The organism is Sphingomonas sp. ABOLG, assembly GCF_003950435.1.
Taxonomy (GTDB): Bacteria; Pseudomonadota; Alphaproteobacteria; order Sphingomonadales; family Sphingomonadaceae; genus Sphingomonas; species Sphingomonas panaciterrae.
Genome location: NZ_QQWW01000030.1, coordinates 1 through 12,345, shown reverse-complemented (window position 1 = coordinate 12,345; position 12,345 = coordinate 1). Strand labels below are relative to the sequence as shown.

General features: G+C 66.5%; 11 protein-coding genes. 3 read left to right on the top strand and 8 right to left on the bottom strand.

The window, feature by feature from the left end:
* Positions 1 to 218: ammonium transporter (locus tag CA236_RS18185; protein ID WP_206430625.1), on the top strand; the 218-nt coding region annotated here is incomplete at its 5' end.
* Positions 219 to 304: 86 nt separating this feature from the next.
* The gene (locus CA236_RS18180; RefSeq protein ID WP_046409888.1) at positions 305 to 1,576 is read left to right on the top strand and encodes an SLC13 family permease; all 1,272 of its coding nucleotides are present in this window, start codon (positions 305 to 307) and stop codon (positions 1,574 to 1,576) included.
* Positions 1,577 to 1,618: 42 nt separating this feature from the next.
* Here CA236_RS18180 and CA236_RS18175 read toward each other — a convergent pair whose 3' ends face one another.
* The 7 genes from CA236_RS18175 to CA236_RS18145 all read right to left on the bottom strand — a co-directional run bounded on the left by CA236_RS18175 (position 1,619) and on the right by CA236_RS18145 (position 11,061).
* The gene (locus tag CA236_RS18175; protein WP_164518995.1) at positions 1,619 to 3,556 is read right to left on the bottom strand and encodes an FUSC family protein; all 1,938 of its coding nucleotides are present in this window, start codon (positions 3,554 to 3,556) and stop codon (positions 1,619 to 1,621) included.
* Between the two features lie 186 nt (positions 3,557 to 3,742).
* Positions 3,743 to 6,250 carry a TonB-dependent receptor gene (locus CA236_RS18170; protein ID WP_125946676.1) on the bottom strand — a complete coding sequence of 836 codons (2,508 nt, stop codon included), beginning with the start codon at positions 6,248 to 6,250 and terminating at the stop codon, positions 3,743 to 3,745.
* A gap of 717 nt (positions 6,251 to 6,967) precedes the next feature.
* Entirely contained in the window at positions 6,968 to 7,618 is a 651-nt protein-coding gene (locus CA236_RS18165) for a hypothetical protein (protein WP_125946675.1), read from the bottom strand.
* Positions 7,615 to 8,418 carry a hypothetical protein gene (locus tag CA236_RS18160; RefSeq protein WP_241212748.1) on the bottom strand — a complete coding sequence of 268 codons (804 nt, stop codon included), beginning with the start codon at positions 8,416 to 8,418 and terminating at the stop codon, positions 7,615 to 7,617. The genes CA236_RS18165 and CA236_RS18160 overlap by 4 nt, the downstream gene beginning before the upstream one ends.
* Before the next feature lie 2 nt (positions 8,419 to 8,420).
* The gene (locus tag CA236_RS18155; protein WP_241212747.1) at positions 8,421 to 9,236 is read right to left on the bottom strand and encodes a hypothetical protein; all 816 of its coding nucleotides are present in this window, start codon (positions 9,234 to 9,236) and stop codon (positions 8,421 to 8,423) included.
* Between the two features lie 42 nt (positions 9,237 to 9,278).
* Entirely contained in the window at positions 9,279 to 10,166 is an 888-nt protein-coding gene (locus CA236_RS18150; RefSeq protein ID WP_125946674.1) for a 3'-5' exonuclease, read from the bottom strand.
* 106 nt (positions 10,167 to 10,272) lie between these two features.
* On the bottom strand, positions 10,273 to 11,061 hold the full coding sequence (locus CA236_RS18145) for a hypothetical protein (protein WP_125946673.1): 789 nt from the start codon (positions 11,059 to 11,061) through the stop codon (positions 10,273 to 10,275).
* 190 nt (positions 11,062 to 11,251) lie between these two features.
* Between CA236_RS18145 and CA236_RS18140 the strand changes: the two genes are divergently transcribed.
* A complete protein-coding gene (locus CA236_RS18140; RefSeq protein ID WP_206430624.1) occupies positions 11,252 to 11,545 on the top strand; it encodes a metalloregulator ArsR/SmtB family transcription factor in 294 nt (97 codons plus the stop codon).
* Between the two features lie 169 nt (positions 11,546 to 11,714).
* Here the strand turns inward: CA236_RS18140 and CA236_RS18135 are convergent.
* Positions 11,715 to 12,345: DDE-type integrase/transposase/recombinase (locus tag CA236_RS18135; protein ID WP_164518994.1), on the bottom strand; the 631-nt coding region annotated here is incomplete at its 5' end.

Here is a 12,345-nt window from a genome sequence, read left to right as displayed (position 1 = left end):
CCGTGGCGGCAGGGGGCCGGCAGTTGTCGGTCCAGGCGATCGCGGTGGCGATCGTCGTCATCTACGCCGTCATCATCACCACCATCATCCTGTTCCTGCTCGACAAGCTGAGCAAGCTGCGCGTGCCGGTGGAGATGCAGCGCGAGGGGCTGGACGAGCCATTCTACGGGGAGAGCGCCTTCGCCTTGTGGGGCATGAAATCCGGCAAGCCTGAATGATCGCGGTTCGTCATCTGGCGGCCGGGCGCCGGTTGCACGCGCCGCCCTATGATCCGCCTGCCCCCTGAGGTGCAATCGGTGATGCCATGGACCTGACGCTCGTCATCTTCTTCCTCGTGTATCTGGTGATGGGGCTGGGTGCGCTGCCGTTCTTCCGGGTGGGGCGCACCGGCGCGGCGCTGATCGGCGGCATGGCGATGATGACGGTCGGCAGCATCACGCCTCGGCAGGCGTGGAGCGCGATCGATTATTCGACGATGGGCATGTTGTTCGGGCTGATGGTGGTGTCCTCGGCCTTTGTCGTGTCGGGTTTCTACGGTTGGCTCGCGCGCAAGGCCGCGGGCTCGAAGATGTCGGAACGTGGCCTGCTCGCGCTGCTGATCGTGGTCGGCGGCGTGATGGCGGCATTCCTGACCAACGATGTCGTCGCGGTATCGATGTGCCCGCTGCTGCTGTCGATCACCATGGCGCGCGGGTTGAACCCGGTGCCGTTCCTCCTCGGCTTCTGCTTTGCCGTCAACACGGGCGCGGCGGGCACGATCATCGGCAGCCCGCAGAACATCATCGCCGCGCAGAAGCTGCATTTGTCCTTCGCCGGCCTGTCCGAGATCACCGTCGGGCCCGCCCTGCTGTCGCTGCCGGTGATCTGGGGCGTCATTTCGATGCTCTACCGCAATCGCTGGGCCCTGCCGGCGGCAAATCAGGAGGCGGGCGCAGGTCGGGGCGCCGGGGCGGAAGCAGCGTCGGCCAAGACGGTGGAGACGTCCGAGCCGCCGCCCTTCTCGCTTGGCGAGACGCTGAAGGCGGCGGTCACGGCGGTCGCGGTTATTCTGGCCTTCATCTTCAGTGACTGGCCGCGCGAGACCATCGCGCTGACCGCGGCGGGTTTCCTGCTGCTCAGCCGCAAGGTGTCGTCCCGGTCGCTGCTGCATGAGGTGGACGGCGATCTCCTGCTGCTGGTGATGGGACTGTTCGTGGTCAACGCCGGGCTTTCCGCCACCGGACTGCCGCAGAAACTGGTGACCGACCTTGCGTCGCAGGGCATCAACCTTGCCGACCCGCCGGTCCTGTTCCTGATCAGCAGCGTCATCAGCGACCTGGTCGGCAACAATCCCGCGGTGATGATGCTGGTGCCGTATCTTCATGCCGATGCCGATCCCAATGCTCTGGGCGCGGCGCTGTCGCTGGGGACGCATTTCTCCAGCAACCTGGTCGTGTTCGGCAGCCTTGCGGGGATCATCATCGTCGAGCAGGCGAAGGATCGCGGGGTGCGGATATCGGGCGGCGAGTTTTCCAAGGCGGGCTGCCTGGTGACGCTGGCGACGATGGTGATCGCCGGCCTCTGGCTGTGGATCTGAGCGCGGGGCGCCGTGCAGGGGGCACCGAGAAGGGGGCGGCGCTCAGGGAGCGGCGTGGCGCTCGGTCTCGATCTTATCGAGGGTTCGCGTCAGGATGGCGAGCGACGATCCGGTCATGTCATCCGGTCCCGACATGTTGGCCGCCGCACCGGTGGGTGCTGACGTCCCGCGCGCTTCGGCACTCGCAGGGGCACCGGCCGCCGCCTTCAGGCGCTCCCCCAGCGCGCGCATTGCCTGGATCTCGTCCGGGGTTGGTGGATGATGGCGGATGCTGCGTTCGAGCCGACGCGCGGTGTAGGTCATGAGTTGCGCCTGCCTCAGCACGTCGCGGCCGGAAGTGAGCATCGTGCCGAACGACCATGCGGTGCGTAGCGGCGCGAAGGCGGTCAGCACGCCCTCCAGTGCGTGATCGACCGCGGTTGCCTTCAGCGCCAGCGGGTGACCCTCGCTCCCTTCCGGCGTCTCGGCAGCGGAGAGCAGCAGGTCGCCAAGCGCGGAGAGAAGCGCATTCATCGCCGTGGTTGCCTGCTGCTGGATGCTGATCGGCAGCAGCAGCAGCGCGGCGAGCATTCCCGACGCCACGCCGACCGCGGTTTCCTCCAGCCGCAGGACCAGCAGTTCCGGGGTGAAGATGCCGATCAGGCCGTAGATCAGTGACAGAGCGATGGTGAGGAACAGGCTCATCGCGACATAGGAGACGCGCGCGATGAAGAAGGTGGCGAAGATCGAGATCGCCAGCGCGGCGCTGAGCCAGAACAGGTGATTGTGGGTCAGCGTCGCGAGCGCGATGCCGATGACGATGCCGATTGCGGTACCCCAGGCGCGGTCCAGCCCCTTGATCGCCACCGCCGTGCCCGATTTTGTGTTGTTGAAGATCATGAACGCGGCGATCACGGCCCAGAACCAGCGCTGGCCGGAAACCGCCTCCCCCACCACCGCGGCGAGCGCGCAGGCGAGCGTCACTTGCAGCGATTGCCGCAGCGTCTGGTCGCGCAGCCATTCCCCGCGTCGCGGCAGGATGCCGGTGGGGGCGGGCGGCGCCTTGGCGCCACCGGCCGCGGTAAATGTCGGCGGCAGCGTGGCGACGGCAGCGTTCAGCGCGTCCTCCGCATCCTGCACGTCCTGCAGCGCCTTTGCGATGCTGCCCTCGTGGTAGTCCGCGGCCTGTCGTTCTCGTCGGGTGATCCGCTCGACCAGCGTTTCGGCCGCGAAATGCAGGTCGAGCAGCCGCAGGGTGATCGCGGTCACGGCGGAATGCTGGTCGGGGACCTCCAGCGGGAGCGACGCCTGGCACGCCCTGATGTCCGCACCGAGCGTGCGCGTGACGAGGTGAAGGTCCGCCATCTGCTTCTTGCCGGCGCGTGGGCTCGCCGCCTTGGGGGGCATGGCGCTGGCGGCGACCCCGCGCAGCTGCTTCGATACGGACAGGGCCGCTGCGACAAGGCGCCTGAACTCGCGCGCCGGATCATCCGGCATGATGAAATGGCGCAGGACATGGACCACCGCGGCGGAGATCACCAAGGCCGCTGCCGCCGACCACAGGTCCCGCTCATCCTCTTGCAGGAAGGCCGCGACCGTCGCGCACATGAAGGCGAACACGCCGACCGCGCGCCAGCGCGTGCCGAAGCGTGCAGCATAGCTGGCGGCAAAGACGATGATCACCAGCAGGATGTTGATGATCCGAAGCGAATCGTGCGCCGCCGCCATCGCTGCGATGGCCACGAACGAGGCGATGACGGCATAGATGCGGGTCGTCGCGCGCGCAGATTCGGTCCGGTCGTTGACCTGCAGCGTCCCCTGCATGGTCGCGATCAACGCCAGCACATAGGCGGGGCGGGGCAGGGGATAGGCCTTGCCGATCAGCGTCATGACGCCGGCAACGACGATCATCGACACGACGATGCACCCCGACATGCGCAGGGCAAGGAACGAGGGATCGACTTCCAGGATCCGCAGTCGGAGCCGTTGAATGCGTGTCATCACGGGCGACTTCATGTTGGGCGCTGGGGCGCCGATCGGGCCAGGTGGACGGCAACAAGAGGGTGCTGCGGGCGAGTGTAACCCGCAGGACATGGAGCGAGCGTTACGTGTTTGTCCCACAATGTGCCGCGGCGTCCCCGCCGGCGCGGGCCCGCGCGAGACACCCGGTGGCGTGACCGTCGGCATCTAGAATTTCTTCCTGACACCTAGCCGGACCGAGCGGCCGAGCGGATCGATATAGGCGGGTTGGAAGCGGTTGGGGGTGGCGCCGGTTCGGTCGGTGACGTTGATCCGGTCGTTGAGCAGGTTCTCGATCGTGAACATCAGCGACACGTTCCTGGCCCAGGGCTCGCCGACGACCTTGCTTGCGTCGAGCGATCCATAGGCGACAAGCCACGTCCGGCGCGAGAAGAACAGGTCCGCGGAGGCAAGCTCGCTGCGGACGCGCGTCGCGCCCCTGAGGCGGCCGTAGAGGCCAAGGCTCAGCGGCCCGGCCGTTCCGCGCAGGTCGATCTCGGTCTCCCATCTGGGGCGCCCACCGGTGCCGTCCCGGGTCGCGCCGTCGAGCAGATCGAGCGGGGCGGCGCCCGGCCGCAGGGCCAGGCGATTCTCCAGCCGCAGCGTCGTCGTCACGAAGGCGCTGATGGTCGGCCGCGGCTTGGGGGGCGGCGGCGGCGACCCGGCAGGCGCATCGTCGGTCGCAGGCGGCGGTGGCGGCGCCTTGCCGATCGGGGTCGACAGGTTGAACGCGAGCCGCAGCTGACGGTCCCGCTCACTGGCGAGGTTCACCGGGCGCAGGTCAACGCTGACCAGGCGGCCGGCGGGATCGCGGATGAACGCGTCCGGGAAGGCGGCCTGGAACGCCGGCGTCGCGCTGCCGAGGCTGGCGGTCTGGTTGGAGAAGCTCGTGTCGATATAATCGAGGCTGAGCCGCAGTTCCTTGTTCCTGATCGGTGACAGCGCGATCCCGAACTGTGACCTGCGCCGCCGTTCGGGCAACAGCTCGGCGCGCCCACCGGTCAGCGTGGTCACGAACGTGCTGCTGCCATTGGTGAAATCGAAGAAGGGGGTATTCGGGCTGGTCACCAGCGGGTTGGTCAACAGCGCGATCGCCGGGGGTGTCAGCGCATCGCTGATCGTCGCGCTAAGCTGGACCCGCCGCTCCGGCGACCATGTCGCGCCGTAGCTGTAATTTACCAGCTGTCCAAATTGCGAGACGTCCGTGATGCCGATCATGCCGCTGAGCGCAAACCGCCCGAGGAACGGCAGCACGTCACGGTCGGGCGACGCGATCGGCAGGGCGGCGCTCAGGCTGCCAGTCTTGACGGTTCTGGCGAAACCGACGCGTTGGCCCGGGGTGACGAACCGGTCGCCGCTGCTGCTGGAGCGGGCGAGGTCCGCCGACACCGTTAGTTGAGCATCCCCGGCGGGCAGGCGCAGCAATGGGCCGTTCGCCACGGCCTTGGTGACCAACGTGTCGATTACGGTGTCGCGGCGATCGACCAGCAAGTGATTGCTGCCGTCCACGGGGATCGGAGCGAGCGGATCTGCGCCGGCCGCCACGGCAGCAATGAATGGATCAAGGACAATTCCCTGGTCGGAGCGCGCCTTGCTGCGGAAGCGATCATAGCTGCCGGTGACGTTCCAGCTCCACCGGCTGATCCCGCCCTGCACCGTGCCGCCAGCATGCAGGTTGAGGTTCCTGTTGCGCTGTCGCAGCGGGATGCCGGGCAGGTAGTGATAGAGCAACACATCCTGCGTGAAGGGCAGGAAGCCGCTGTCACCCGGCACCGGCACGATTGCGGGCGCGAGGCCGTTGAGCCCGCGATGTATCTGCGCCTCCATCGACAGGTTGAGCGACCCGTCGATCGCCTTGCCGATGGGGGTTGCGACGGTGGCGCTGGCGTTGACCATGTCCTGACGCTGCGCGAGCGTTCGAAAGGCGCCGATATCGGTGCCGGGCAACGTATGTGCGCCGGGAAGGTAGCCGCTCAACCGCTGTCGGGCGTCGGCATCGAAAGGAACCGGTGCCCGCATGACCGGCGTCCGCGCGCGTGCGTCGAGCGCGGGATCGATGCTTCCCCCGTCCACGCCGGTGACGATGCCGCCGATCGCGAACGGCGCATCGGGATCGGGGGCGATGTCCCGCTCCGACTGAAGCACCGGATTGTGACGGAACATCGCCGCGCTGAGCGACAGCCTGCGCGGGCCGTCGATCCGCGTTGCGTTCGCCTCGACATAATTGGTCTCCCCGCCACCGTCCGTCGTAGAGCCGGCAAGCTGCTGGATCAGCAGTCCGCGGAAGTGCTTCTTGGTCACGAAGTTGGAGACGCGCACGGTCGGCGGGAAACCAAACCTTGCCGCCTCGCTTTCCGGAAGCACCTCGGTACGCTCGATCGCCTCCGGCGGCAGCGTGCCCAGTTCGGCGAGGCCCGAGATGCGGCGGCCGTTCAACAAATAGACCGGCTCGCTACCATCCACCGACGACGTCAATGGCTTCAGCCGCTCGATCAGTTCCTTCAGGCTGGTCGCGCCGATCGAGCGGATGGCGTCCTGGTCAAGTACCGCAATCGGCGCATCGTCAGCGATCGCAGTTCCGGCGACGCGTCGGCCAAGGATAACGATGTCGCGGTCCGGTTCTGTGCCTTGTTCCGCCGATGCGTCCGCTGGCGTGGCGCTGGGACCGATCTCCACCTCCTGAGCGTCTGCGACATTCGCAAGAAGCAGACAATTGGTGAGGAAAGCGGTTCGAAGATGCCACGTCACCGTGGAGGATAGCCTCCGGCTGGGACGATCTTGTTTCACTGACCCCCGTCATCATTAATGCGGTTCCGTCTTGGAAGCGCACCATGATGAGCGGTCGTTATTGGTGAAAATAAGGCGGGCGTTTCCTTATGCTTGTTAAGACATCAGGTGGTCGACTTGGATCATGCTGGCGATTGAACTGGGTCTGCGGCTGTGACATCAATGACGGCAGTACCTGCATTGCAGCGTGGTGGCGGTGTTTTCTTGCCGACAAGGCGGACGCGGCCTGATAGCGGCTAGGCGCGACCAGCGGCAGGAAGCTCTTGTGCGCCCAGGACTGCTTTAGGCGACGGCGCCAAAGCAACTTATGCTTCAATCACCCGGTCGCCGTGCGCGTTCGCAGAAGTGCCATAAAGAATGACACTGTCACTTAGGAAGTTCGCAAGTGGCAGGCACAAAATCAACCGCTTACGTGATTTTGTGCTACTTTGGCGAACCGACCATGTCGGACCCTTGCTACTTATCAAGTTCGCTCTTCCGTGGCAACTCGGCACACGGTGGCATGGCGCCGCAGCACGCGGCGATCAGAAGGACGAAAAAAAGAGCCGGCGGAATGACCGCCGGCTTCCAAGGTTCAATCCGTATCGTCCCGCCGGGAGCGCTCAACTACTCGCGCCATGGCAGCTCCACAGGCAGTCGGCCGACGTCGAAGGAGAAAGAAGACCCGCCGCCAAGGTTGGCCGCGTCTTTGATGACGAAGTCGTGCGCACGAAGCAGTGGGTGATCCACAACGTCGGCGAGCGGTCTACCCGCGCAGGCCTCGATCACGATGCTGGGCAGTTCGGCAGGGCATCTGACGTAACCGAACCCGTCCTGCGTCGACAGCTGGAAGCCGTCGACCCGGAGCACGACGTCGAACGAACCGCCGCAGACCCTCGCTTCGATCCAGGGTCCGAGCACCCCCTCCGCTATGATCGCGTCTCCAACCAACATAGCCGGGCGTCGAGCGCGTCCCGGGCCAACTCTGACCATTCGATTGGACTTTGGCCCGGTCTGACCATACTCATGCTCGCGCGACGTGATCGATGGCCAGATGTGGCCGGGACGTAATCGCTGGAGAGCTGACGGCACATCGGTGTCCCCCATCGCCAGAACGTCCGGGACGAGCGACGACATCGAGACGATGGTGGCGGAGAGATAGGTCCGAAAGGACGCAAGCCGCAGGCTCTCGACAAGCCGGTCGAGCATCTGCGCCTCGTCCCGCGCGCGCCGCCCGGCCGCCTCGCGGACCTGCAGCGCTGCATCCGCGGCGGTCACGACTGCGCACCCGTCGTGCGCGACACCACGAGAAGCTCGAGGAGGTGCCGGCCGAACGCATCGGCACCCTTGCTGTAGGCCATCTCACCCCAATCATCCCAACGATCGACACGTGCGGCGAACCACGCGAACAAGTCGTCGCGGGCAGCCGAGTCAGCGAACGAGGCCGACCAATTCACGCGCCTCACGGGCATGCGCGCGCCGGCTCCACCCGACATCCCGGTGAGCGTCACGAGGTGCGAACGACCGACCCGCTCGCGGGCGAAGACGTGCCGACGCAGGCCGATGGCGCGCTCGAATGCCTGCAGCGCCTCCTCGCGTGCGTCGTCCGCCGCGGTGTGCATCGACGACACGACGATGTCCATGATCTCGGCCATCGGCATGCTCTCCCACTCGGGTTCGCGGGTCGCACGGAGCATCATCAGCACGGACCGTCCCTCCGGGCTCAGTCCGCCCTCCAATGGGCTGACCTTGAAGCCAATGGAACTCGTCGTCTCGATCATGCCGATCGATCCGAGCCAGCACATGTAAAAGCGCCAGAAGAACCAGTCCCCGGCGAACAGGTCATGCCGGTTCTCCTGCGGATGGGACCCATGGCGATCAAGGGATGACAGCGTGCGGAGCATCAGCTCGTGCTGCTCCGGGGCGAAGTGAACGTCCCCGAAGCCGAGCTCGCCCTGCCAGAAGGCGTCCCGCACCGATCGCCAGGTTCGGCCGTGCTCGTCCTCCAGCACGCCCAAGCGGGCGCGCAGCCACCATCCCCAGGGCAGCTCCCCCGGCCTGTGCCCGTCTCGCGCCATCGTCAGCCTCCCCTCTGCGGGTCCAGTCCGACCGCGGGAAGCGGTGGCCCCTCCCGCGCCGGAACGGAGCGACCGTCGGCAATCGCTCTCAGCTGCCTCGCGAGGTTCAGAACCTCGCGCACGACATAGCCGTCGTCGCGGTACTCGGCGCTGGTCTCCGCACCCATGAAGCGCTGGCGCTCGCGGCGCCTGCCCGGCACGACATCGTAGACGTGATCGCAGCTGAATCCGAACCACCACTGATCGGGGTGCGGGCGGTGGTCAGTCGCATGCTTCAGCGGCAGCACATGGCAGATCCGGCGCGCCTCGTAGAGGATGGTGCGCTGCGGACTCGGCCCCTCCTGGCAGACGCGAGAATAGGTCAGGCCACCGTGGACCTCGATGCCGAGATCGGGCGGGATCGCGTCATGATCCCAGCCGAACAAGGGGTGGGATCCCGGCACGCCGACATAGCCGCTGAGGAAGCCCTCCGGATTGTCGCGCATCATGATGCACTCGTAACCGGTCGCGGGGTCGATCCAGGCGACCTTGTCCGCCTCGCCGAGCCAAACTCCGTCGCCGTCTGGCTTCGCGCCACGGACGAAGTAGATCTCGGACGCCGGGACAGTGCCACCGCTGGTCGCGTAGTCGCGGCCGGTCACCCGGGTGACGCCTTCCTGCCGGGCGACCTCGCCGCCCGCGCCCGGCATCTTCGCCAGGGCGCGATCCGAGCCGACCGCGGTCGCCAGCGCGACCTCGCTGTCCGCGGTCAGCGCCTGCGGCTTGATCGTGGCGAGCGAGGTGGAGCCGCGCGGTGCGGCCGCCTTCTTCCTGGGCATGATGTCTTCTCCTTCATGTCGTGGTGGCGATCGGCGCGCCGGTCAGAGGAAGCGGGTGCGCGGCGTGACGCGCACGATCTCGGGGCAAATCTTCTGCGGACGTGCGTCGACGGCATAGACGTTGGCGGCGAGCCAGAACTGCTCCTGGACGAGGTCCTCGTCGGCGACCTCGCGCCACCAGACCTTCCGCTCCTCCGCAGCGTCCCAGCGATAGCCGCGGGCGCGCAAGCTGCCCTTCAGGTCGAAGTGCGCGCCCCGCGCGCGGACGATCCAGCTCGGCTTCGCACCGGTCTCGATCATCTCGGAAAGCGCGGTCCGGCCGTCTGCGTCCTTGTGGCGGAGCATCTGGATCAGGGCGTCGACATCCGCGGATGCGCGATGACCGCAATGGTAGAAGCCGTTCTGGAGCAGAAGGTATCCCAGGACGCGTCCGTCGAACCCCCGCGCGCGCCAGTCCACCTGCCGCATCGAGCAGCACCAGTTCAGACCCGCGGCATCCGGGAGGCGCCGCTCCACCCAAGCCCGGTCGAAGGACGAGTTGTGCGCCACGACGAAACTCGCCGACCTCAGCAGCCGGGATGCGTCGTCCTCGTCGATCTCGCGCCCGGCCAGATCCGCGTCGGCCAGGCCCGTCAGCGCGGTGATGTCCGGGTGGAGCGGCTCGCCCGGGTCCTCGCGCCACTCGAAAGCCTCGTCGACATCGGTGATGAAGCCTTCGGCGTCGTAGCGGAACCGGCGGACGGCGAGCTCGATCACCTTGCCCGCGTTCACATCGAGTCCCGTGGTCTCGACGTCGATAGCCACACCAACGTGCGGACCGCGGCCGGCACCATCGCCGGTGGAGCCCTCGTGCAGGCGGAGCGGATGGAGGACGCGCACGTCCCCCGCGCCGGTCGCGGACGAGCGACCGACCTCGGCATGAATGTTCATGTTCGTGTTCTCCGAGCAGAACCGGGTCGGAAGGGGGTGACGGTGCGATCAGGCCTTGGACGGCAGGTGGTGCCGCCGATCAGCTCACGCCGTCACCGCCGTCCGGTCAGGCCTGGATGCCCATCTCGATGTCCACGGCGAAGGACCTCGCGTGCGGCTTCGCGCAGTCGCGCTCCATGCGCCTGATGAGTTCGAGCACCGGCTCCGGCACCAGCGCCACAACCGGGGGCGATGCGATGTGGATGCCGAGGCGAATGTCGGCGAGGTCCGCGACGTCCGGGCCGAACCGGCCGGCGAGGCGCGTGCGGACCTCCGTCGCGTCACGCGCCAGGCTCGCGTGGAACACCTGCCGCATGAGGTTGTCCCGCGTGTCGACGATGGTCGCGGTGTAGAGGCGCACCCTCGTCGCGCGCGTCGACCGGCCGCGCAGCGGCTTGCCCCTTCCAAAAAGGCGTTCGCCATGGAGGTAGCGGAATTCGTGCCGCTCGAACTCCTCGTCTTCGTCGCTGGCCAGCAGCACGTCCATCGCCTCGCGCTCGGCATCCATGCCCAGCGCGAGTCCGTGCAGCAGGACGCCGCGCATGCAGGCGTCGCGATCGAGGCACGCGTCCACCGCGGCCGCGCCGTCGAACATGGCACGCGGCGCGAACATCCACGCCATCGGGTCGTGCTCGACAGCCTCGCGCTGGAAACGGCTGGCGGTTTCCGTCGCGACCAGCGCCACACGGCCAATCGCCCGGCGGGTCGTGATGACGATCTCGTCGGTGACATCGTCCTCGCTCAGCGGATCGGGGAACATCGCGCCGACGCGTGCCGACGTGCCGGCGTAGGTAATGTCCGGGTCGAGACCGGCTTCACTGCCGGCGTCGATGCGCTCGGCGGTAATCGCTTCCATGGGTCACTCCATAGTCGCCGATGACGTTCCTGTCGGAGGTGGCGACGGCCGCCGACACCCCCAACATGGAGTGTATCCGTAATAATACAACACTTCGCGAATTATTGTAGTGTCGATGCCGCATCAACGATGATGGACTACCCGCTTTGCAGTGGGGCGGAGCCAGCATAGAACAGTAGGAGTGGAAAAGATGCACGCCCTGACGATCATGAGCGCCCTGGCGCAGGCGAGCCGGTTCTCGGCGTTCGTCGCCCTCGTCGAGGCGCTGCCCGGGGGCATGGCGTCGAGCGACATCGCCGCCGCTATCGGGACGACCCCGAACACCATGAGCGCGCACCTGGCGATCCTGGAGCGCGCGGGGCTCGTCAGCTCCGAGAAGATCGGTCGCAGCGTGATCTACCGAGCGGAAACGGATCCAGTTGAGGGGCTGAGCGACTTTCTCGCACACGCGTGCCAGCGCGGCAGGAAGGCGCGTGTGAGCTGATTAGGTCGTAGCGCACGGTAGTTCAAATGCTGAAGGGGCAGCGCACCGCGCTCGACGGCGTCATCCAGCGACAGCGGGATCGAAATGTGCACCTTTGTCCGTCGTCAGAACATTCGGCACAACTCGCGGCGTAAATTAGCGGAGTGCGGGCCTCGTCTCGGGGTTGATGTTATGCGGCGAGCTTGCGGTGTTGCAAGCGTCGATATTCGATGGTCTGTCGTTTGATCCTTTCGCGTTGTTTGATGATGGCGGGTGCCCTACCGAAGTAGGCATCGGCGGGCGTCACGTTGCTGAGGCTCTCGTGGTAACGCTGGTGGTTGTAGTGCTCGACGAAGGCCTCGATCCGGGCCTCGAGGTCGCCGGGCAGGAAGTAGTTTTCCAGCAGGATGCGGTTTTTCAGGGTCTGATGCCAGCGCTCGATCTTGCCCTGGGTCTGCGGGTGTAGCGGGGCACCGCGCACATGGCTCATCTTCTGGGCCTCGATGTATTCCGCCAGTTCGCCGGCGATGTAGCTGGGGCCATTGTCCGACAGCAGCCTTGGCTTGTGCAGCACCGTGGCGCTGTCGCAGCCCGATGCGGCCAGTGCCATGTCCAGCGTGTCGGTCACGTCCTCGGCGCGCATGTTGGTGCACAGCTTCCAGGCGATGATGTAGCGTGAGAAGTCGTCGAGCACGGTCGACAGGTACATCCAGCCCCACCCGATAATCTTGAAGTAGGTGAAGTCGGTCTGCCACATCTCGTTCGGCCGGGTGGTCTTGGTGTGGAACTGATCGGCGGCCTTGATCACCACATAGGCCGGG

Coding starts and splice junctions, on each gene's coding strand:
- CA236_RS18160 (WP_241212748.1), bottom strand. CDS start 8,418: ATGGCGCGAGACGGGCACAGGCCGGGGGAGCTGCCCTGGGGATGGTGG.
- CA236_RS18150 (WP_125946674.1), bottom strand. CDS start 10,166: ATGAACATTCATGCCGAGGTCGGTCGCTCGTCCGCGACCGGCGCGGGG.
- CA236_RS18145 (WP_125946673.1), bottom strand. CDS start 11,061: ATGGAAGCGATTACCGCCGAGCGCATCGACGCCGGCAGTGAAGCCGGT.
- CA236_RS18140 (WP_206430624.1), top strand. CDS start 11,252: ATGCACGCCCTGACGATCATGAGCGCCCTGGCGCAGGCGAGCCGGTTC.
- CA236_RS18175 (WP_164518995.1), bottom strand. CDS start 3,556: ATGACACGCATTCAACGGCTCCGACTGCGGATCCTGGAAGTCGATCCC.
- CA236_RS18180 (WP_046409888.1), top strand. CDS start 305: ATGGACCTGACGCTCGTCATCTTCTTCCTCGTGTATCTGGTGATGGGG.
- CA236_RS18155 (WP_241212747.1), bottom strand. CDS start 9,236: ATGCCCAGGAAGAAGGCGGCCGCACCGCGCGGCTCCACCTCGCTCGCC.